Source organism: Cryobacterium algoricola (assembly GCF_004402485.1).
GTDB classification, from domain to species: Bacteria; Actinomycetota; Actinomycetes; order Actinomycetales; family Microbacteriaceae; genus Cryobacterium; species Cryobacterium algoricola.
Map to the genome: position 1 here is coordinate 1 of NZ_SOFG01000002.1, position 20,193 is coordinate 20,193.

Here is a 20,193-nt window from a genome sequence, read left to right on the forward strand (position 1 = left end):
AAAGGAATCTCTTGATCCTTCACCGCTAGAAACGGATCCAAACCACGAGGTTTTTGGCATTTGACATTGTGCACGCTGTTGAGTTCTCAAGGATCGGACGCACCCGGCTTCAGGCCACACCGTAACCGGCTTAGTGGCTGTCGCTCCGAGGCAACTTGTCTAACTTACCGACCCGATCAGTCGCTGTCAAATCCGGTGAAATCCGCCCTCCGAGCACGCCAAAGCGAACTCGAAACACTGATCACCGACCAGACAAACAACCGAAAGGAAGGAGAGTTACCAGCCTAGACCTGCAATGCCCGTTACCCCAGCAAAGGGGACAAACAAGGCAAAGAAGATAAAAACTGTGGTCCCACGTGAGGCCGGAAAGCACTGCGGCTTTTCCGCACCTTTGGGGTACGTGAAGACATTACGTGCCCCCACTCACCCCGTCAAAACCCGGACCACCCCGGGCGTGTCACCACCCCCGATGCCCGTCCACGAGCATCCGCGAGAGTACACATTTGGCCCCTAAACCCGCGGTTTAAGGGCCAAAAGTACGCTCTCGCGGCACGAAACAAGCCCACCCGACTGTGGGCGGGCGGCGGGAGGGGACACCGGCGGATACGACAGAGCGCCCGTGGCCGCCGCAGGAGCGGTGGGCGCGGGCGCTCTGAAACAGGGCGTGCGGGTCAGTAGCGGTACTGGTCGACCTTGTACGGGCCGTCGATCGGCACGCCGATGTAGGCGGACTGCTCGGGGCTCAGCACGGTCAGTTCGACGCCGAGGGCGTCGAGGTGCAGCCGGGCGACCTTCTCATCCAGGTGCTTCGGCAGCACGTACACGCCGACCGGGTACTTCTCCGGGTAGCAGTACAGCTCGATCTGGGCGAGCACCTGGTTCGTGAAGGAGTTGCTCATCACGAAGGAGGGGTGTCCCGTCGCGTTCCCGAGGTTCATCAGTCGCCCCTCGGAGAGCACGAGGATGCTGCGCCCGCTCGGCAGGCGCCACTCGTCGACCTGCGGCTTGATTTCGACGCGCACGGCACCCTCGAGGATCTCGAGCGCGGCCATGTCGATCTCGTTGTCGAAGTGGCCGACGTTCGCGATGATCGCGAGGTGCTTCATCTTCAGCATGTGCTCGGTGCGGATCACGTTGAAGTTACCCGTGCCGCTCACGAAGATGTCGACCTGTTCGACGACCGACTCGAGCCTGGCGACCTGGAATCCGTCCATCGCGGCCTGCAGCGCGTTGATCGGGTCGATCTCGCTGACGATCACGCGCGCACCCTGGCCGCGCAGGGCCTCGGCCGCACCCTTGCCGACGTCGCCGTACCCTGCGACGAAGACGACCTTGCCGCCGATCAGCACATCGGTCGCCCGGTTGAGCCCGTCGGGGAGGGAGTGGCGGATGCCGTACTTGTTGTCGAACTTCGACTTCGTCACCGAGTCGTTCACATTGATCGCGGGGAAGAGCAGTTCGTGGGCGCTGGCCAGTTCGTACAGGCGGTGGACGCCGGTCGTGGTCTCCTCCGTCACACCGGCGAGGCCGGCGGCGATCTCGGTCCAGCGGTTCGAGGACTCGGCGAGCGAGTGCCGGAGCACGTCCAGGACCACCCGGTACTCGTGGCTGTCGGACGCAGTCGCCTCAGGCACGGCGCCGGCGAGTTCGAATTCGCGGCCCTTGTGCACGAGCATCGTGGCGTCGCCACCGTCGTCGAGGATCATGTTCGGTCCGGTCCAGGTCTCCCCCGCTGCGGCGGCTTCGATGCTCCAGTCGAAGATCTGCTGGGTGCACCACCAGTAGTCCTCGAGGGATTCACCCTTCCAGGCGAAGACGGGAACGCCGGCCGGGGCCTCGGGGGTTCCGGTCGGGCCGACCGCGATCGCCGCGGCGGCATCGTCCTGGGTGGAGAAGATGTTGCAGCTCGCCCAGCGCACCTGCGCGCCGAGGGCCACGAGGGTTTCGATGAGGACGGCGGTCTGCACGGTCATGTGCAGGGACCCCGCGATGCGCGCGCCGGTGAGCGGCTTCGATTCGCCGAACTCGGCGCGGAGGGCCATCAGGCCGGGCATCTCGTTCTCGGCGAGACGCAACTGGTGCCGGCCAGCCTCGGCGAGCTGCGGGTTGGCGATCTTGAAGATGGGCGCGAGGGATGGCGCGGTGGATACCGGGGACGGGGCGACAGTCATGCGACCATCATGCCATTCCCTGAGCCGCCCCGGCTGGGTGTATTCCCCGGCCTGGGGTTCGCCCGCGCTGGACCCGGGATCAGGCGTCGGGGCCGCCCGGGGCATCCGCTTCGGCAGGGGTACCCGGTGTGCCCATCGTGCTGAGCCGGATGAGCTGCCAGCCGTGCGGGACGCTCGTGAGGCGGGCATGCCGGTCGCAGAGGTCGAAGGCGTGCGGTTCGCGCTGGATGGACAGCGGGCCGAGCACGGCCATGGAGTCGCCGTAGTCGAAGGTGAGCGTTGCGACGGACTCGTCCGGACAGGCGACGCGGGAGCAGGGGCGGAATGACATTACCGTTCAGGGTACCCGCGTGGGCGCCGGAAGTAGGATGGACGCATGTCCCGATCCCGTCGTTCTGCTGCGCCGCCGCCCGCGCCGATGCAGCGCGGAAGCCGTCGCGATCGGCATGGTCGCGGCATCCGCAGCTCGGCGACGGGCCCGTTCCTGCCCCCGCTGCACACCCGGATCGACCTGTTCGACATGACCGTCGCCTCGACCGTCGACTACCTGCGGTCGGTCTGGCCTGACCAGCTCGCCGACGTGGCCTTCGAGGTCGCGGCCGGTCCTTATTCCGTGGTCCCCGGCGTCGGCGTCGAACGCTGGGCCGTGCACGCCGCCGAGCGGCGCATCGTGTTCTACCGACTGCCGATCCAGCGCCTGACCCGGCTGCACCGCAACGACGACCTGCACCGACGCATGGTGATCGAGAGCTGCGTCTTCCGCGCCATCGCCGAACTGCTCGGCAAGGATCCGTGGGACCTCGCGCCCGATCGCTTCCGCCACTTCTAAAAGCGCACATCTCCCAGCGCCGCTTCGCACCTGAATGCGGCCGGCGGATGCGTTCCGAAAAGTAATTCCAAACCGATTCCGTGTCGGGGCCGAACCATTGTCAGCACCAACGACAACCACTTCCCCCACAGACACGAAGGATCACATCATGCGCACTTTCCAGAAGGCAACCATCAGCTTCGCCGCAGCAGCACTCCTCCTCGGAGGCCTCGCCGCCTGCTCCAGCACCGCAACCGCCGGTTCCGCCGCATCCGCTCCCTCCGCGACCTCGTCCTCCACTCCGACGCCCGTCGCGTCGATCCCGTCCCTCAAGGGCGTCGACACGGCCGTCCTCCTCGACGGCGACTTCGCCGCGGCGCTCACGACCCTCGGCCTCACCCCCGGCACGGTCGGGACAGCCACCCTCACGGACGGCAGCCTGCACTTCCCGATCACCGGCGGAAACGTGGACTACTACGACCCGGCACAGAGCTACCGCCCGTTCGTCCAGGGTTCGATCAAGCACGAGGGTTCCGGCTTCTCGCTCACGGCCGGCTCGACCGTCGTCGACCTGACCAACTTCACGATCGACCCCGGCACCTCGAAGCTCTTCGGTGACGTCTCGGTCAACGGCACCTCCGCCGCGACCCAGGTCCTCCTGTTCGACCTCTACGGTGGAACCCTGAAGCCGCTGCAGATGGACGGCGACAACGCCATCCTCGAGGGCACGACCGTGCACATCTCCTCGGTCGCCGCCGGCCTGCTCAACAAGACCTTCGGTACCGACGCGGTCAAGGACCAGCTCCTCGTCGGCATCGCGAAGATCACCGTCGCCACCAAGTAACACCGCAGGGCGCGGGGCCTGACCGGCCCGGTTGAATTGCGGACAATGCGCCTTCGTCGACACGACGAAGGCCCATTGTCCGCAATTCGGCGTTAACCGGTCTGTTCCCGGGGCGGGGTGCGCTTTTCCGGGGCGGGGTGCGCTGGCGGACACCTAGCGCGGGGGGCGCAGGAAGCGCGCGGCGCGGAGGGGCGCGGCCAGCATCCGCGCCCGCACGGCCGGGTCGAGCCGGACGGCCGAGCCGGCGAGAACGATAACGAGAGCGGCCGTGATCGCCCAGGTGAGTTCGAGCGAGGGCAGGATCTGCCGCAGCGTCAGGGCGAGCGGGATGGCGAGCCACTCCCAGCGGCCGCTGAGCGCGACGAAGGGCAGCAGCAACAGCGCGTACCACGGGTACCGCGGGCTCAGGATGAGCAGGGTGCTGCCGATCATCACGAGCTGGCCGAGCCAGGGCCGGTCAGGATCGGTCTTCCAGAGCACGAGCGCCGCAATGACCACGAGCAGTCCGCCCGCGACGAAGACCGCGGCGCCTCCCGGGGCGATGAGAGAGACGAGCGCGAAGCGTTTGCCGTTGTCGTAGCCCTCCTCGCTGAGATACCCGGGCAGGTAGCCGAGCACGCCGATCCCGGTCGTGAGCACGTACGGCACGTAGAGCGCGAAGAACGTGACGACCGCGGCGAGGCCGACCTTCCAGCCCTGCCGGCGGAGCATCGCCGGCGCCGCGATCACGGGCACGAGCTTCACCGCGATCGCGATCCCGAGGGCGATGCCGCCGCGCCAGTACCGCGCCCGGGTGACCAGGAGCGCCGCGGCGAGGGTGAACACCACGCCGAGCAGGTCGACGTGCGAATTCGTGATCGCTTCGGAGGCCACGAGCGGGCACCACGCCCAGTACGCGGCGAACCGCTGGGGGATGCCGCGGCGCCGCATTCCGAGCAGCAGCAACCCCGTCGTTCCGAGGCTGAGAACGAGCCCGCCGAGTTGCAGCGGCCAGTAGGTCGCCGTCGGCGGCACCAGAAAGCGGATGCCCGCGAAGTAGAGTTCGGCGGCCGGCGGGTAGATCGTCGGGACCGTTGGCCGGTTGAGCGCGGTGCAGAGCACGGCGTCCGACGCGGTCTTGTGGGTCGCCACGATGCGCTGCCCCTGGCAGGTCTCCGGAACCGTACCGGACGGCACCGTCGCCGGGAACAGCCACTCAGGCCGGAGCGGGTCCAGCCGGTCGTCGGCCGGGACGTAGGCGTATGGCGAGATCCCGGCGTTCTGCACGATGCCGTCCCAGGCGTACCGCGCGGAGTCGGTGCTCGTGTTCGGCGGCCCGACCATCGCCGCGACCCCGATCCCGAGCGACCCGGCGAGCACGAGCACCACGACGGCCCGCCCGGACACCCCGCGGAGCAGGAACACGGCCGCGGCGAACAGGACCCAGAGCACCCCCGTGCAAACCAGGAGGGGGACGGTGTCCCGCGTCGGCTGGAAGAGCGAGAAGACCAGCACGCAGTAGCCGGTCAGCGTCGCACTCGCGGCCAGGAGCAGGGAGATGATCGTAATGCGCACGAGGCCATCCTGTCGGAGTTCCGCGGCGAGCGCCGCCCAATCCCGGTTCGGAGAGCCGAACGGGCGTGCCCCGTCACGGAACCGTAAGGTGTCGACCGGCCCGGCGGCATCCGCTGGATGGTGCAATTGATCATGCGCCAAGTGATGTACGAAGCCCAGCGAGCGCTGGCCTCCCCCGTGCGAAACCCGCGGATGGCGACCGTGATCGGCCGGCTGCTCGGGCTCGCCTTCGTGCTGTGTTTCGGCACCGGGCTGTACAGCCATTTCCTGCAGGAGCCGCTGCCGGGCATGCACTTCGCGACCCGGCCGGAACTGCTCTACCAGTTCACCCAGGGCACCCACATCGTCGCCGGCATCGCCTGCTTCCCGCTGCTGCTTGCGAAGCTGTACATCGTCTTCCCCGACCTGTTCCAGCAGCCGCCGGTGAAATCGTTCCTCAATTTCCTCGAGCGCGCGTCGATCGCCCTGTTCGTGGGCGCCTCACTCGTGCAGATCACGATCGGCCTGCTCAACACCTACCAGTGGTACCCGTGGCCGTTCCCGTTCCGGGAGACGCACTTCGCGCTCGGCTGGGTGCTGATCGGCTCGCTCGCCCTGCACATCGGCATCAAGCTGCCGATCATCGCCCGGGTCTGGCGGAAGAACGCGGACGACGGTTCCGGAGACGACGACCACCTGACGGATGCCGTGGCTCACGACCGCGCGGCGACGCCGGAGGCCGTTCGCCTGTTCGGTTCGAGCCGGCCGACCGGGGTCACGGGCCGGCTGCTCGCCTGGATCGATGCGACGCCGGCGCTGCGCGTGGAGCGATCACGGTCGAGCGCATCCGGGCCGGACGCCCCCGATTCGGGCGCGGCACCGCAGACCGCAGCGGGCACGGGCAGCGGACCGGCATCGGGACCGACCGCGGATCCCGCGGCCCCGGCTCGGAATTCCGCCGCCGCCCGCAACCGGCTCAGCCGGCGCGGCTTCCTGACCACGGTCGGGGTGAGCGTCGGCACTGTCGTCGTGCTGACCGCCGGACAGACCGTCGCCCCCCTCGATTCTCTCAACGCCTTCGCTCCGCGGAAGAAGGGCGTCGGCCAGCAGGGGGTGCCGGTCAACCGCACGTCGAAGCAGGCGGACGTGGCCGCGGATGCCCTCGCGGCCGGCTGGGTTCTCACGGTGGCGCACGCCGGAGTGGAACGCAGCTTCAGCCGGGCCGAGCTGCTCGCCCTGCCGCAGACCGAGGTGGAACTGCCGATCGCCTGCGTCGAGGGCTGGAGCCAGCTGGCGCGGTGGCGCGGGGTTCGCCTGCGTGATCTGGCCGATCTGGTGTCCGCGGATGCCGAGGCATCCTTTCGCCTGACGAGTCTCGAGAAGAAGGGCGGGTACCGGCAGACGACGATGGGGTCGGAGTACGTGCGCGACCCGCTCACGCTCGTGGCGCTCGAGCTCAACGGGGAGACCCTCGACCTCGAGCACGGCTACCCGGCCCGGATGATCGCCCCCGGGCGGCCCGGGGTGCTGCAAACCAAATGGCTGAGCCGGATCGAGGCGATGGACGTATGAGTACCGCGAGTGTAACCCCGCAGACCGGGACGGCGCCGCAGCCGAACCCGCTCGAGACCCCGCGAGAGAATCCGGCGCTGACTCCGGCGCTCCGCGTGACTCGGGTCGTTCTGATCGCCCTCGGACTCGCGGGCCTCGCGTGGGGCGCGTACGTGCTGCTGGACACCGTGAAGCCGGCGCGGATCCCCGGGATCGCCCTGTGGATGGGCGCCGCGATCGTGCTGCACGACGCGGTGATCTCGCCGCTCGTGTTCTTCTGCGGGATCCTCTTGCGCCGGGCCGGCGACCGGACCAGCGGCACGGTCATCCTCGTCGTGCAGGGAGCGCTCGTGGTCGGCTCGATCATGACCCTGATCGTGGTGCCGTTGCTGATCGCCCAGTCGCGCGGAACCGGCAACCCGACGGTGCTGCCGCTCGACTATGGCGTGAACTTCGCGGTGTTCTGGGGCGTGCTCGCCGTGATCACCGCGGCCGCGTCGTTCGGCCTCTACGCGCGAGGCCGGAAGCGGCTGCGCTGACCCGAGTCGCGCGCGCGAACCGTAAGGTCGGAGAAATTCGCGGCACACCGCATCCGCTGCCGGAAGTGCCGGCGTGTCGCGAAAAGCTCCGACTTTACGAAGGCGGCCCGGTCTCGCGGCTCGACGCGGCTGCGGCGCGGCCTTGCGTCCTCGAGTCGCGCGCGCGAACCGTAAGGTCGGAGAAATTCGCGACACACCGCATCCGCTGCCGGAAGTGCCGGCGTGTCGCGAAAAGCTCCGACTTTAGGTCGATCGAGACGAGGGGCGAATGCCCGGTTGCGGGCGCGGGGNGATCGAGACGAGGGGCGAATGCCCGGTTGCGGGCGCGGGGGCGAGCGAGTCTCGGCAGGGTCTCAGGCGTGCAGGAGGCGGGCGAACCAGCGGCCGTCGAGGCGCCAGTCGTGGTCGATCCGGAGTCCGGCGTCCGCGGCGTGGCCGGCGAGGGCGTCGACGCCGACCTCCGCCCAGGGGAAGACGTCGCTGAGGAGTCCGGACGCATCCTCGAGCCGACCGTCGTAGCGTTCGTTGCGGGACGGGTCGTGACTGACCTCGACGAGGAGCGCGCCCCGGGGTGCGAGAAGCTCGGCGCAGCGGGTCAGGAGCGCGGTCACGTCGCCGCCGATGCCGATGTTCCCATCGACGAGGAGGGCGCCCGCCCAGCCGCCTTCGAGCGGCATCGGGTCGAAGACGCTGCGCTTGAGCACACTGAGGCCGGCGTCGACGGCGATCCGCACGGCGGTCGGGGAAACGTCGATCCCGAGCGCGGACAGGCCGCGATCCATCGCGGCGCGCACCATCCGGCCGGGGCCGCAACCGATGTCGAGCACCGGACCGGTGAGCCCGTCGAGCAGGCGCTGGTCGGTGTCGTCGGCGTCGGCGCTCCAGCGGCCGGCGTCCATGGTCGCGGCGGCGGTGAGGCCGCCGTCCCGGGAGCGCCGCAGGTAGAGCACGTTGTCGGCGTTGCGCAGTGCGGCCGCGTACGGTTCCGCTCCACCGGCGCCGAAGGTCGCGGGGGCGAGGCCGAGGGCGGACGCCCGCTCGCCGGGGAGGTTGTCGAGGCGATCCCGTTCGAGGATGTCCCCTTCGAGGACGTGGGCAACCTGCGCGTTCATGCGCGCACCGCCATTCCGGCTCGGGGAGCGCCGGGCCCGGTCATCGTGCGGTCGGCCGCAGTCCCGGGGGCCATCGCGGCGAGGGTGCGCGCGAAGCGACCGTCCGGGACCGTGGCGGCGACGGAGTGCGCGTCGGCGATCGTGTCGACATCGGTGAGCACGGGCAGGTGCCGCACGCGGAGGCCGGCCTCCTGGAGTCGATCGAGCTGACGGGCTCCGGTGTCGTCCATCGACATCGGGACGCCGCGAATCAGGTCCCCGCGCCGGGGCCGTCCGTGCCGCGATCCCGGGCGCGGGGCCGCGAGCGCGAGCGCCCAGAAGCCGCCGTCGTCCGCGAGGCCGAGCCAGGCATCCGTGTCGTCCGACCAGTCGGTGAAGACCGGCGCGAGCAGGTCGCAGGTCACCTGCGGGGTGTCCATGCCGATCAGCACGGTGGGCTCGTCGAGCCCGTCGAAGATGGCAGCGAGGCGCTCGTCGAGGCCACCGGCGACCTGGGGCAGGATCTCGAACTCCGCGGCCAGGCGCGGCGGGGTCACCCCGTCGAAGGCGAGGATGCGGCGCGAGGCCGGGAGGGCGAGCGCGGCGGTCAGGGTGTCGTCGAGGCTCGCGGCGGCGAGCTCTGCCGCCTGCTCGAAGGAGAGCGCCGGGTGCAGGCGGGTCTTGACCCGGCCGGGCAGGCACTCCTTGGCGATCACGACGAGGGCCGTCATTTCCGGGCCTCGCGCAGCAGGGCGGACATGTCGCCGATCGCAGTCACGGTGCCGCGGATCGTTCCGGTCACCTTGCTGCGCCCGACCCGCGGCGCATAGGCCGTGTCGACCTCGCGGATGTTCCAGCCCGCGTCGGCCGCGCGCAGGAACATCTCGAGCGGGTAGCCGCTGCGTCGGTCCTGGAGGTCGAGGGACAGCAGCGCCGGACGCCGCGCGGCCCGCATGGGGCCGAGGTCATGTATGTTCACACCGGTTATTCGGCGCAGGCGCCAGGAAAGACTGGAATTGGCCACCCGCGCGTGCAGCGGCCAGGATCCGCGGGTCGTCGGACGGCGGCGACCGAGCACGAGGTCGGCGTCGCCGGCGAGGATCGGGCCGACGATGCGCGGCAGTTCGGCCGGGTCCATCGAGGCGTCGGCGTCGCAGAACGCGACGATCGGGGCGGTCGCGGCGAGGAGCCCCGCGTGGGCGGCGGCCCCGAATCCTCGGCGTTCTTCATGCACGACGAGGGCGCCGGCCGCTGCGGCGACCTCGGCTGACCCGTCGGTCGACCCGTTGTCGACGACGATCGCCCGGTAGCCCTCCGGCAGGCGCGACAGCACCCAGGGCAGGGCACCGGCCTCGTTGAGGCACGGGAGCACGAGGTCGACCTGGATCGGAGTCATCTTCCGACCCTAAAGGGGGACCGGCCCCGAACCGGGCCGAGAACATTACGGAGTGAGGAAGAAGACCGTGACGGTCATCGCGGCGTTCCCGGCGGGCCGGAGCCACCGTATCCTGAGACCGTGACAGCCCCTCGCACACCCGGTGTCCCCGGACCCGATGCCGTTCCCGTGTCCGTCCCCGCGGCCGGGCCCACGCCGGCCGACCCCGCCGCCGACGCGGGGCAGCGCCGCATCCTCGTGGTCGACGACGACCCGACCGTGCTCGAGATCGTCTGCCGCTACCTGCGCGCCGCCGGCTTCGTGGTCGACGAGGCCCCGGACGGGTTGAGCGCCCTCAGCCTCGCCGAGGAGAAGCGGCCGGACCTCGTGGTGCTCGACCGGATGCTTCCCCTCCTGGACGGAATCGAGGTGTGCCGCCGAGTGCGCAGCACCTGGGCCATCCCCGTGATCATGCTCACCGCCCTCAACCAGGAGGACGACCGCATCGACGGCCTCGAGGCCGGCGCGGACGACTACCTCGCCAAGCCGTTCTCCCCGCGCGAACTCGTGCTGCGGGTGCAGGCCGTGCTGCGGCGCACCGGCCAGGCCGCGGCCCAGGCGGCCGCGCACTCGGCCGGGCAGGGTGCGAACGAGGCATCGGGCCAGCCGTCCGCGCCGCTCGCGGTCGGCGACTTCACCCTCGACACCGCCGCGCACGAGCTGCGTCTGCGCGGCACGCCGCTCGTGCTCACGGTGCGCGAATTCGACCTGCTCTCCTATCTGATCCGGCACCCGCACACGGTCCTCGGCCGGGATGACCTGCTCCGCTCCGTGTGGGGCTGGGAGTTCGGCGACCTCTCGACCGTGACGGTGCACGTGCGGAGGCTGCGGGAAAAGATCGAGGCCGACCCGGCGCATCCGCTGCTGTTGCAGACGGTGTGGGGCGTCGGCTACCGGTTCGACCCCGTCCCGCTCGGCTCCTCGGGCACCCGCGGTGCAGCGGATGCCGCCGCCGCGGCAGACGGGACGGCCCCGTGACCACCGAGGTGCTCGTCATCGTCGCGCTGAACGCCCTCGCGTGCGCGGTCGTCACGGGCGCGCTCGGGCTGCTCGCGCTGCGCATGATGAAGCGGTCGTCGTTCGTGGTGCAGCTCATGCTCGTCGCCCTCGCGGCGATCGTCTCCGTCGTCGGGGGGATGTCCGCGGTCGCCACCCAGATGTACGTTTCGCCGCACGACCTCGGCGTCTTCTACTCGGTCGCCGCGGTCGCCGGGCTCGTGTCGCTCGTGATGGCCGCGATCCTCGGGCGCACCCTCGTGCGCGACAGCAGGCACCTGCGCAGCGCGGCCGAGCGCCTCGGCCGCGGCGAAGCGGTTGCGACCGCCGACGAGCCTGCCGCCCCGCGGCACAGCACTACCGAGTTCAGCGACCTCGCCGGGGAACTCGCGGCGACGGGCGCCCGCCTCGCCGAGTCGCGGGCCCGCGAACGACGGGTGGAGGAATCCCGGCGCGAACTGATCGCGTGGATCTCGCACGACCTGCGGACGCCGCTCGCCGGCATCCGTGCCATGGCGGAGGCACTCGAGGACGGGATGGTCGAGGACCCCGCCCGGTACTACCCAAGAATGCGCGATCAGGTCGACCGGCTGAGCGGGATGGTCGACGACCTCTTCGAGCTGTCGCGGATCCACTCGGGGACGCTGCGTCTCGCGCTCGAGCCCGTCGCGCTCTACGACCTGATCAGCGACACCGTCGCGGGCTTCGGACCGGTCGCGCAGGCGAAGTCCCTCGACCTGCGGTTCGCGGGCGAGACGGGGCTGACCGTCCTCGCCGATCCGCGCGAACTGTCCCGCGTGGTCGGGAACCTCGTGATGAACGCGATCCAGCACTCGCCGTCCGGGAGCCCGATCACGGTGTCGGTGAGCGAACGGGGGGACGGCGGGGCCGTGATCTCCGTCGAGGACGCGGCGGGCGGCATCCCGGAGCAGGACATCGCGCGGGTGTTCGAGGCCGGCTGGCGGGCGAGCGAGCCGCGCTCCCCCGGAGGCGCCGGGCTCGGCCTCGCGATCGTGCAGGGCATCGTTGCCGCGCACCAGGGCGAAGTGGTCGTGCAGAACGTGCCGAACGGATGCCGCTTCGACGTGCTCCTGCCGCGGCGCGCGGTCGCCGTCTAGGCATCCGCTCGCGCACGCGCGCGCACGCACCCGCGCACCGACGGCCGCCGGTCGGTCAGGACGCCGCGGCCGGCTTCACCGCCTGGATCGTATAGCTGAGGGGCAGCACGCCCGCGCGCGCGTCGAGTGCGAACTCGCCGCCCGCGCGCTCGGTCATCTGCCCGGGGAGCGCCTCCCACGGAACGCTGTCGTGCTCGACGAGAGCCGTGAGCGTGAGGCCGGCCTCGAGCAACGCGGTGACGATTTCGCCGAGACCGTGATTCCACTCGTAGGTCGTCGTTGCGGTCATCGGCCGGTCGGTCGCGACATAGCTGGAATCCGAGTCCCACTGCAGGGGCTCGGCGCGCTCGAAGTAAGGAAACCGCGGGTGCAGGTCGTCGGCGATCCGCTCATCGAGCGTCCACAGCACCGGGTGGCCCTCCCGGAGGAAGAGACGCCCGCCCGGCGCCAGGAGGCCGGCCACGACATCCGCCCACCGACGGATGCTCGGCAACCAGCACAGGGCACCGATGCCCGTGTAGACCAGGTCGAAGCTCGCCGGTTCGAGCACGGACAGCGCGGAGGAGACGTCGGACTCGACGAAATCGACGGCGTCGCCGCTCTCCGCGACCAGGGCGCGCGCTTCCGCGAGCGCCACCGGGGAGAAGTCCAGCCCCGTGACCCGGGCGCCGAGCCGGGCGAGGGACAGCGTGTCCGTGCCGATGTGGCACTGGAGGTGCACGGTGCGCAGCCCACGGATGTCGCCCAGCCGCTCCCGGTCGAATCGCACGACATCGGACAGGCGCCCTGCGTCCTCCAGATAGCGCTGGACCCCGTAGCCGAGACCGGTGCGCGTGGCGTGACCCGTGGCGCGGTCGTCCCAGTTGGCGCGATTGGCTGCCAGGAAATCTTCCATGATCGACCTCATCCTGCCCGATTCACGCGAGCCTTCCAGAGTATGGCATCACGTCGCCTGGGCATCCGCGGCGGTTGATCAGCGGTCGGTCAGCGGCGGACGGCGGCCCGGAGCGGAGCGGTCGCGAAGGCGAGCATGCCGTCCTCGAAGGTGACTGCGGGCGACCAGCCGAGCTCGGTGCGCAGCCGCTCGGAGGACGCGGTGATGTGCCGCACATCCCCGAGCCGGTACTCCCCCGTCGTGACGGGGTCGGGGCCGCCGGCCGCGCGGCTGAGCGCCGCGGCCATGTCCCCGATCGTGTGCACGACCCCCGACCCGACGTTGAAGGCCCGGAACAGCGCGGCGGGGGCGCCTATGGTGTGCTCGAGTGCGGCGAGGTTGGCGGATGCGACGTCGGCGACGTGCACGAAGTCGCGCCGTTGCCTGCCGTCCTCGAAGACCCGCGGTGCCTCGCCGCGTTCGAGGGCCGACCGGAACAGGGACGCGACGCCCGCGTACGGCGTGTTCTGCGGCATCCCCGGCCCGTAGACGTTGTGGTAGCGGAGGGCGATCGCGCGCCCGCCCGTCGAGCGGGCCCAGCTGCTCGCGAGGTACTCCTGGCCGAGCTTGCTCGAGGCGTAGACGTTGCGCGGGTCGAGCGGGTCGTCCTCGGTGACGAGGAGCGGCTCGAGCGGTTCGCCGGTCTCCGGGTCGAGCGGGTCGAACCGGCTGGCGGCGAGGTCGGCTTCCCGGCGCGGGCCGGGCCGGGCGAAGCCGTGCGGGCCGCGGTAGCTGCCCTCACCGTAGACGACCATCGAGGAGGCGAGCACGAGCCGGTCGATGCCGGCGACGGTCATGCCCGCGAGCAGCACGGCCGTGCCGACCTCGTTGCTGCGGACATAGTCCGGCGCATCGGAGAAGGCGACGCCGAGGCCGACCTTCGCGGCCTGGTGGCAGACCGCGTCGACTCCGGAGAGGGCGAGGTCGACCGTCGCCGGGTCCGTCACGTCTCCCACGAGCAGGTCGACCCGCGCGTCGATCGCGGGCAGCCCGCCGTGCACGTCGGGGCGCAGGGAGTCGAGCACCCGCACGTCCCAGCCTCGAGCGAGCGCCTGGCTCAGGATGACGCCGCCGATGAACCCGGCGCCGCCCGTCACGAGCAGCCGGGGGCTCATCGGGCGGGCCCGGGTTCGGTCGTCGGCGCCGGAACGGGAACGGGATGCGGAACGGGAGGATTGCCAGTCGCAGTCGCGAACCTCGGCGACTGCACGGGCAGCACGGTCCGCGCCGTCTGCGCCGTCTGCGCCGTCCGCACAGGCCGGTCGAGCACGGCGCGGATCAGCGCGGGATCGATCAGGGGCCGCGGGGCGTAGCCGGCGGGGATGCCACGGAGGATTCCGTCGATGGCCGCGAGGATCCGGGGCTGCGCCGCGGCCAGCCGGGCGAACACGAGCTCGGCCGTGACGGCATCCGTCTCTGCAGTCTCAGGCACGGCCGTCTCGGTCGAGGCCGTCTCATGCGGGCGCGCCTCGAGAGCGGATGCCGCCGCGTCCGCGCCGGGTTCGGCGGGGGCCAGTCCGGCGTCGGCATCGGTGACGAAGGAGAGGTTCACCGTTCCGATGCCGAGTTCGGACGCGAGCACGACCTCGGGGTACTGGGTCATGTTCACGATGTGGGCGCCGGCGGCGCGGAACCAGAGCGACTCCGCCCGGGTGGAGAACCGCGGCCCCTGGATCACGACGACCGTGCCGGTGGGAGCGAACAGCTCACCGAGTGCGCTCAGGGCGGCGATCGCGGTGCGGCGGAGCACCGGGTCGAAGGGGTCGGCAGCGGCGAGGTGCGCGACGACGCCCTCGTCGAAGAAGGTGTCGGCGCGGCCGCTCGTGCGGTCGATGAACTGGTCGGTGACGACGAGGAGCCCCGGCGGGTAGTCGGGGCTGACGCCGCCGACGGCCGAGGAGGAGATGATCGCGCGGACGCCGAGGGAGGCGAGCGCCCAGACGTTGGCGCGGTAGTTGATCCGGTGCGGGGCCTCGGTGTGTCCTGCGCCATGCCGGGGCAGGAAGGCCACCCGGCGGCCGGCGCGTTCGCCGATCGTGATCGGCGCGGACGTCTGCCCGTACGGGGTGTCGACGATGATCTCGGTTACGATGCCGGCGTCGAAGAGCCGGTACAGGCCGGATCCCCCGATCACGGCGATCTCCACCGGGGCATGCGCGAGCGGTGGCGCGGGAGTCTGCTCGGTCACTCGGTGCTCCTCGTTCGGCGGGCGGGGTGTCCAGTCTTGCATCCCCCGCGTCGCACCGCGCGGCGAAAGCAGGCACGCTATTTCGTTATGTCGGAGAAAATCGCGACACGCGGCATCCACTGGCCGCGAAGACGGCGTGTCGCGAAAAACTCCGACTTTGAGCCACTCGGCGGAAAGCCAGGGACCGGAAAGGTGACGGTCAGTGGGTGTAGACGCGGATCGCCTCGGCGAGCGGGCCCGGTGGGCGCACCGGGAAGGAGGCGAGCATGCCGGCATCCGCGTAGCCGACCGACGACACCGTCGCGGCGCCGCCCGACACGAGATACCGCGTCGACGCGAACAGCGGCAGCGCTCCGGCCGCACCGGCCGCGACCGTCACGCTCGCGGATACGCCGTTCTCGGCGGTCGCCGTGTAGGTCGCGTCCTTGGTGCCCTGGTTCAGCACGCTGAGCAGGGGGGAGGGTCCGGGGGCCGTGACGACGGCGAAGTCGCCGGTGAGTGCGGCCGAGGACGCGAACCAGGCGAAGTCGCGGCCGTTGGTTCCGGTGGCCGAGCCGAGCGCGGAGGCGACGACGGGCTGGTTGCTCGACACGGTGAGCGAATAGCTGCCGACCGCGAGTCCGGAGAGCGGCACATCGGTCGCGAGGCCGGGCTGGAGCGTGACCTCGACGGAGGTGCCCGCGGCCTGCCCTCCCTCGCTCATCACGCCGATCTGCACGGTCGCGGCCGTGTCGCCGGGGGCGAGCAACCGTACGGAGGGTGTGTCGCTCGCGACCCCGCCCGCGTCGCTTCCGGCGTCGTCGGCCGGAAGGTTCTCGATGCGCAGGCCGGGGATGCTCTGTTCGAGGCCGGGGGCGACGGATGTCCCGAGCAGGTCGACCCCGCCGGTCGAGAGGCCGCGCACGATGCTCTGCTGGAGGGTGGCCACCACCTGGCCGCCCTGCGTCGTCACGTGCACGACGGGAGAGCGGAGGTTCGGCGCGAGGCCGGCGAGGGAGACGACGCGCTGGGCGCCGGGCTGGACGAGGATCCCGGTGGAGCCCGGCGCGGTGACCCGGCCGGATTCGCCGAAGACGTCGAGGTCGACGGTTGCGACGACTGTTGTCGGGTTGCTGAGCAGCACGAGCGTCGTGCGGCCGACATCCGTCGACCCGCCGACGAGCCAGGATTCGCCGCTGGCCTCGCCGCAGGCAGCGACGGCGAGTCCGCCGAGGACGGCCTCCGCTGCGACGGACTGGGACTGGCTGCCGGCCACGAGCGGCGCCGTGGAGGCTCCGTTCGCGACCGGAATGTTGAGTTTGACGGCGGCACCGTCTGTGGTCTTGCCGTTGTCGACGGCGCTGAGCAGGCTCGCCACTGGTGCGCTCCACGCACCGGCGGGAACCGCGGTCTTCGATGCGGTCTTGGCGGGAGCCCAGGCGCCGGCTGCGGTCGCGGCGCGCCCGAGCGAGCTCGCGGTCTTCGCCTGGGTGGAGTCCTCTGCCAGGGTGAGCAGTGGACCCGGGCAGACCCGGACCTGCTCGCTCGGAACCGGCGAGACGGCCAGGTAGGCCGGCGCTGCGCCGAAGGCCGGCCAGGGTACGACGATGGCCGCCGCTCCGAGCACACCGGCGACGCCGAGCACACCGAAGGCGATGAGGAACCGGGCACCGGTCCGGGCGATGGCGCGCTTACCTGGCATTGTTCGGGTTCTCCTGTCCACTCGGGGGGCCGGCAGGATCGACGCGGTTCGTCGCCTGATCCTGGTCGGGTGCCTCAGCAGGCAGGGCTGGCGGCGCAGGGTCGGGCGCGACCTCGGCTGAGGTTTCGCCACTGGCCTCGTGAACCTCGTCGGAGGTGTGCGCGAGCTCCGAGGAGCTCTCCGGTTCCGCACCGTGCGCGAGTTCGACGGAGGCGGCGAGCTCTCCGACCGCCGCGGCCTCTGCGGCCTCAGCGGCTTCCGCAGACTCGATCGCCTGGGCGGCCGGCGTCCCCTCGGCCGGCACGATCGCGCCGGCCTTCACGCTCCGCCGAAGCGCGGCACGAGCCTCGGCGCGGGCTGTCCGAGCCTCGGACTTCACGCTGCGTTCTTCGCGGTGGAGGTCTCGCGCCTCGGCCTTGCGGTCCTGGGTGTCCGAGCGTGCCGAGCGGCGCATGGCGTCGCGGTTCGCCTGGCGCACGGCTTCGGGTCCTGCCCCGGTCGGGATCGACAGCAGCAGGGCCGAGCCGACCGTGATCGCGGCGATGAGCAGTGCGGCGAGGGACAGGACGCCGCCGGCATTGGCCGGGACCTCGCTCGCCGTGACCCCCGCGGCGGAGGCCGGCCCGTCGTGGCGCCAGAGCCGTCCGTACGCGGTGTCGCCGACGGGCACGAGTGCGGCCTCGCCGTCGAGCGCGGTCCTCGCCCTGGCCAGGGTCTCCGTGGCCGCGGCGCTTGCCGTCGCGGTTCCGCCGCCGGTGCCGGTGAGTGCGGCGGGCCGCAGCAGCACGAAGCGGATGCCGAGGTCGGCCAGTCCGGCCGAGGCGTCGAGTCCACTCCGCGAGGCCAGGTTTCCCGCGAGCGTGGCGAGTTCCTTGTCTGCCGCCGAGAGCGCGGTCGTGGTGTTGACGAGGGTGCTCTGCTCGTTGAGCGTGGTTCCCGCTCCGCGCACGATGGTCGCGAGGATGCCGCCATTGGACTGCGGGATGATTTCGAGGGTACCGACCCGGGCATCCGTCTGGGCCTCTGCGGTCACGAAGGCGGGCTGGGTGCGGTCGCTGCCCTCGCGGACGGCGCTCAGGCCGAGCGGGAGCGCGGCGGCGAGCGGGACGACGGCGATGGCGAGGAGGAGCGTTGCGGCGACGGCAGGGGCGACGGCGAAGCGACGCAGCTCGCGGAGGGCGAAGATGACGGCGCCGACGAGGCCGAGCCAGTACAGGCTCAGGCCTGCGCCCGGCCAGATGGTGACGCTCGCGGCGCCCGTCGTCGCGAGGCTCAGCTGCGTCGCGGCGATCGCCGTTCCGGCTCCCAGCAGGGCGGTCAGGACTGCGACACTCGCGCTCCGGATTCCGGGCAGGAACAGCGAGAGCGCGGCGAGGATGGCGAGCGGGGCGAACAGGAAGGGGATGATCCAGGACAGCGGCAGGCCCTGCAGCGCGGGGGCCTGGCCCAGCAGCGTGCTCCAGCCGCCGAAGTCGCCGGTCGGGAAGCCGAGCAGCAGCTGCCAGTCGGGGGCGGGAGTGCTCGGCACCGGTACCCCCGGGTCGGCGAGGAGCGCGAGCCAGGACCCGCTGAGGCCCTGATTCAGGATCAACGGGAGCGCGATGGCGAGGGCAGGCAGCGGGATGCCGATGAGCCGGGCGATGCCGCGTCCGCTCGCGACGGAGCAGAGCAGCCAGAGGATGAGCAGCGCCGGAGTGAGCGACGGGGCGCAGAACAGCACGGCCGCGAACAACAGGGATGCCGTCGCGGACGCGGACCACGACCGGCCGGCGGAGTAGCCGGCGAAGAACAACCAGGGCAGCAGCAGGTGCGCGAGGATCGCGGCCGGGCGGCCGGCGGAGAACGCGGTGAGGAAGGTCGGGGCGAGCACCCAGAGGGCCGCGGCGGTGAAGCGGAGGTACCCGCGGTCGGTCAGGCGGGTCGCCGCGAGCCAGGCGCCGAGCGCGGCGAGCGGCATGGCGACGAAGTAGAGCAGCACGAGTGAGTATGAGGGGGCCCAGAACGTGAGTGAGCCGAGCACGGCGAGCACGGCGGCGAAGGGATCGGCGGCGCCGACGAAGCCGAGGCCGAGGTCGCGCCATCCGTAGCCGACGCTCGCCCAGAGCCCGGCCGGGGTGCTCGACAGGGGCAGCAGTGCCCCGCCGCCGAGGTTCTGCGCGCCGAGGAGGGCGGCGAACATGATTATTCCGACGAGCGCCGCAGCGAGCACCGTCCAGGCCCCGCCGCTCGCGAAGAAGCGGATCTCCGGCCGGTCAGCGCCGATGCCGACGAGGACGGCCTCGCGCTTGAGCGCGTGCCTGCGGCGCACCTCGGCCGTGGTCAGGCGCAGCGACGCGATCGACCCCCAGCCGAGCGTGCGGGTCTCGGCGAGTTGACGGCGGGCGTTGCGCACCCGGGAACCGCTGAACGCGGTGCGGAAGGCGGCGGAGAACTCGCCGGGGATCGAGCCGGGCTCCTTCTGCAGCAGCGCTCCGATGGAGCGGAAGAACGCGAAGGGCACGAGCGCGATCCAGTGCAGCGGGATCAGCCACCCGGCTGAGTAGACGAGGCGCCGGTGCAGCTGCGCGGCCCTGGCCACGCGGAGCCGCTTGCGGCGGGCCCGGCCGCGGGATGACCCGCTGAGCCCGGCGACGCCGTCGCCTGCCGAGGCGGCGCGCGCCGCGGCGACGACGGAGACCCGGCGGCCGGAGAGGCGCACGCGCACGCAGAAATCGAGGGCGTCGTCCGCGGACGGCAGGCCGGGGTCGAAGCCGCCGAGCTGGTTCCAGACGGTGTGGCGCACGAGCATCCCGCCGGCGTCGACGGCGAGCACGTCGCTCATGCCGTCGTGCTGGCCCTGGTCGAGTTCGCTCTCGACGAGGGTGACGGTCGCCCCGCCCGGCGTCATCGACAGGCCGACGTCGTGGATGTAGTCGTGGGCGCGCCAGTCCATGATCTTGGGTCCGGCGACGGCGACGGAGGGCGCGATCTCGAGTTCGCCGAGCAGCGCTTCGAGCGCACCGGGTTCGGGGGCGCTGTCCTGGGCGAGCAGCCAGAGCATCTCGCTGTCGGATTCCGGCGGCGCCATCACCCGCACGGCGGCCGCGATGGCCTGCCCGAAGGTCAGGTCGGAGTCGGCGGAGATGAAGTGCGTCGGACCGTACGCGGCGAGGAGCTGGGCCGTCGCATCGCTGGATCCGCAGTCGACGGTGATGACGACATCCGGTTGGCGGGTTTGCCGACTCAGAGCCTCAAGAGTGCGCTCAAGGTGTTTCGCGCCGTTACGGGCGACAAGGATGGCTGTGACTCGTGCATGCATATCAAG

The 20,193-nt window shown here is 71.2% G+C and carries 17 protein-coding genes; 6 read left to right on the forward strand and 11 right to left on the reverse strand.

Going from position 1 to position 20,193, the window contains the following annotated elements; translation table 11 throughout:
• Nucleotides 1–671: 671 nt before the first annotated feature.
• Entirely contained in the window at nucleotides 672–2,171 is a 1,500-nt protein-coding gene (gene ahcY / locus E3O44_RS00095; RefSeq protein WP_134531653.1) for an adenosylhomocysteinase, read from the reverse strand.
• A 79-nt stretch (nucleotides 2,172–2,250) separates the two neighbouring features.
• The gene (locus E3O44_RS00100) at nucleotides 2,251–2,502 is read right to left on the reverse strand and encodes a DUF3499 family protein (protein ID WP_134531654.1); all 252 of its coding nucleotides are present in this window, start codon (nucleotides 2,500–2,502) and stop codon (nucleotides 2,251–2,253) included.
• Nucleotides 2,503–2,547: 45 nt separating this feature from the next.
• On the opposite strand from E3O44_RS00100, the gene E3O44_RS00105 reads away from it, so the two are divergent.
• On the forward strand, nucleotides 2,548–3,000 hold the full coding sequence (locus tag E3O44_RS00105) for a metallopeptidase family protein (RefSeq protein WP_134531655.1): 453 nt from the start codon (nucleotides 2,548–2,550) through the stop codon (nucleotides 2,998–3,000).
• A 148-nt stretch (nucleotides 3,001–3,148) separates the two neighbouring features.
• Nucleotides 3,149–3,823, forward strand: coding sequence for a hypothetical protein (locus tag E3O44_RS00110; protein WP_134531656.1), 675 nt, complete (start codon nucleotides 3,149–3,151; stop codon nucleotides 3,821–3,823).
• Between the two features lie 153 nt (nucleotides 3,824–3,976).
• Here E3O44_RS00110 and E3O44_RS00115 read toward each other — a convergent pair whose 3' ends face one another.
• Nucleotides 3,977–5,377 (reverse strand): glycosyltransferase family 87 protein, encoded by a 1,401-nt coding sequence (locus tag E3O44_RS00115; RefSeq protein WP_134531657.1) that lies wholly within the window; start codon nucleotides 5,375–5,377, stop codon nucleotides 3,977–3,979.
• A gap of 144 nt (nucleotides 5,378–5,521) precedes the next feature.
• Here E3O44_RS00115 and E3O44_RS00120 point away from each other — a divergent pair, with 144 nt between their 5' ends.
• Both E3O44_RS00120 and E3O44_RS00125 read left to right on the forward strand, forming a co-directional pair.
• Entirely contained in the window at nucleotides 5,522–6,928 is a 1,407-nt protein-coding gene (locus tag E3O44_RS00120) for a molybdopterin-dependent oxidoreductase (RefSeq protein WP_241975929.1), read from the forward strand.
• Nucleotides 6,925–7,446 carry a hypothetical protein gene (locus tag E3O44_RS00125; protein WP_134531658.1) on the forward strand — a complete coding sequence of 174 codons (522 nt, stop codon included), beginning with the start codon at nucleotides 6,925–6,927 and terminating at the stop codon, nucleotides 7,444–7,446. Before E3O44_RS00120 ends, E3O44_RS00125 begins: the two co-directional genes overlap by 4 nt.
• A 353-nt stretch (nucleotides 7,447–7,799) precedes the next feature.
• Here E3O44_RS00125 and E3O44_RS00130 read toward each other — a convergent pair whose 3' ends face one another.
• From E3O44_RS00130 to E3O44_RS00140, 3 genes are read right to left on the reverse strand one after another with little or no spacing between them, the layout of a single operon-like run.
• Nucleotides 7,800–8,558 carry a class I SAM-dependent methyltransferase gene (locus E3O44_RS00130; RefSeq protein ID WP_134531659.1) on the reverse strand — a complete coding sequence of 253 codons (759 nt, stop codon included), beginning with the start codon at nucleotides 8,556–8,558 and terminating at the stop codon, nucleotides 7,800–7,802.
• Nucleotides 8,555–9,268: a TIGR04282 family arsenosugar biosynthesis glycosyltransferase gene (locus E3O44_RS00135; protein WP_134531660.1), complete on the reverse strand. Its 714-nt coding sequence runs from the start codon at nucleotides 9,266–9,268 to the stop codon at nucleotides 8,555–8,557. Before E3O44_RS00135 ends, E3O44_RS00130 begins: the two co-directional genes overlap by 4 nt.
• A complete protein-coding gene (locus E3O44_RS00140; protein ID WP_134531661.1) occupies nucleotides 9,265–9,933 on the reverse strand; it encodes a glycosyltransferase family 2 protein in 669 nt (222 codons plus the stop codon). Before E3O44_RS00140 ends, E3O44_RS00135 begins: the two co-directional genes overlap by 4 nt.
• 168 nt (nucleotides 9,934–10,101) lie before the next feature.
• On the opposite strand from E3O44_RS00140, the gene E3O44_RS00145 reads away from it, so the two are divergent.
• Both E3O44_RS00145 and E3O44_RS00150 read left to right on the forward strand, forming a co-directional pair.
• Nucleotides 10,102–10,950, forward strand: a complete 849-nt coding sequence (locus E3O44_RS00145; RefSeq protein ID WP_134531695.1) for a response regulator transcription factor — start codon at nucleotides 10,102–10,104, stop codon at nucleotides 10,948–10,950.
• Nucleotides 10,947–12,086: a sensor histidine kinase gene (locus tag E3O44_RS00150; RefSeq protein WP_134531662.1), complete on the forward strand. Its 1,140-nt coding sequence runs from the start codon at nucleotides 10,947–10,949 to the stop codon at nucleotides 12,084–12,086. The genes E3O44_RS00145 and E3O44_RS00150 overlap by 4 nt, the downstream gene beginning before the upstream one ends.
• A gap of 55 nt (nucleotides 12,087–12,141) precedes the next feature.
• On the opposite strand, the gene E3O44_RS00155 is transcribed toward E3O44_RS00150, so the two are convergent.
• The 5 genes from E3O44_RS00155 to E3O44_RS00175 all read right to left on the reverse strand — a co-directional run bounded on the left by E3O44_RS00155 (nucleotide 12,142) and on the right by E3O44_RS00175 (nucleotide 20,187).
• Nucleotides 12,142–12,981 carry a class I SAM-dependent methyltransferase gene (locus E3O44_RS00155; RefSeq protein WP_134531663.1) on the reverse strand — a complete coding sequence of 280 codons (840 nt, stop codon included), beginning with the start codon at nucleotides 12,979–12,981 and terminating at the stop codon, nucleotides 12,142–12,144.
• A gap of 89 nt (nucleotides 12,982–13,070) precedes the next feature.
• Nucleotides 13,071–14,135 (reverse strand): NAD-dependent epimerase/dehydratase family protein, encoded by a 1,065-nt coding sequence (locus tag E3O44_RS00160; protein WP_134531664.1) that lies wholly within the window; start codon nucleotides 14,133–14,135, stop codon nucleotides 13,071–13,073.
• Nucleotides 14,132–15,208, reverse strand: a complete 1,077-nt coding sequence (locus E3O44_RS00165) for an MTAP family purine nucleoside phosphorylase (RefSeq protein ID WP_241975926.1) — start codon at nucleotides 15,206–15,208, stop codon at nucleotides 14,132–14,134. Before E3O44_RS00165 ends, E3O44_RS00160 begins: the two co-directional genes overlap by 4 nt.
• 199 nt (nucleotides 15,209–15,407) lie before the next feature.
• A complete protein-coding gene (locus E3O44_RS00170) occupies nucleotides 15,408–16,889 on the reverse strand; it encodes a DUF5719 family protein (RefSeq protein ID WP_134531666.1) in 1,482 nt (493 codons plus the stop codon).
• Nucleotides 16,879–20,187, reverse strand: a complete 3,309-nt coding sequence (locus tag E3O44_RS00175; protein ID WP_134531667.1) for a glycosyltransferase — start codon at nucleotides 20,185–20,187, stop codon at nucleotides 16,879–16,881. Before E3O44_RS00175 ends, E3O44_RS00170 begins: the two co-directional genes overlap by 11 nt.
• Between the last annotated feature and the right edge of the window lie 6 nt (nucleotides 20,188–20,193).

Excerpts from the sequence above, each read along its gene's own strand:
- ahcY (WP_134531653.1), bottom strand. The coding sequence starts at position 2,171 with ATGACTGTCGCCCCGTCCCCGGTATCCACCGCGCCATCCCTCGCGCCC.
- E3O44_RS00100 (WP_134531654.1), bottom strand. The coding sequence starts at position 2,502 with ATGTCATTCCGCCCCTGCTCCCGCGTCGCCTGTCCGGACGAGTCCGTC.
- E3O44_RS00105 (WP_134531655.1), top strand. The coding sequence starts at position 2,548 with ATGTCCCGATCCCGTCGTTCTGCTGCGCCGCCGCCCGCGCCGATGCAG.
- E3O44_RS00110 (WP_134531656.1), top strand. The coding sequence starts at position 3,149 with ATGCGCACTTTCCAGAAGGCAACCATCAGCTTCGCCGCAGCAGCACTC.
- E3O44_RS00120 (WP_241975929.1), top strand. The coding sequence starts at position 5,522 with ATGTACGAAGCCCAGCGAGCGCTGGCCTCCCCCGTGCGAAACCCGCGG.
- E3O44_RS00125 (WP_134531658.1), top strand. The coding sequence starts at position 6,925 with ATGAGTACCGCGAGTGTAACCCCGCAGACCGGGACGGCGCCGCAGCCG.
- E3O44_RS00130 (WP_134531659.1), bottom strand. The coding sequence starts at position 8,558 with ATGAACGCGCAGGTTGCCCACGTCCTCGAAGGGGACATCCTCGAACGG.
- E3O44_RS00135 (WP_134531660.1), bottom strand. The coding sequence starts at position 9,268 with ATGACGGCCCTCGTCGTGATCGCCAAGGAGTGCCTGCCCGGCCGGGTC.
- E3O44_RS00140 (WP_134531661.1), bottom strand. The coding sequence starts at position 9,933 with ATGACTCCGATCCAGGTCGACCTCGTGCTCCCGTGCCTCAACGAGGCC.
- E3O44_RS00155 (WP_134531663.1), bottom strand. The coding sequence starts at position 12,981 with ATGGAAGATTTCCTGGCAGCCAATCGCGCCAACTGGGACGACCGCGCC.
- E3O44_RS00160 (WP_134531664.1), bottom strand. The coding sequence starts at position 14,135 with ATGAGCCCCCGGCTGCTCGTGACGGGCGGCGCCGGGTTCATCGGCGGC.
- E3O44_RS00170 (WP_134531666.1), bottom strand. The coding sequence starts at position 16,889 with ATGCCAGGTAAGCGCGCCATCGCCCGGACCGGTGCCCGGTTCCTCATC.
- E3O44_RS00175 (WP_134531667.1), bottom strand. The coding sequence starts at position 20,187 with ATGCATGCACGAGTCACAGCCATCCTTGTCGCCCGTAACGGCGCGAAA.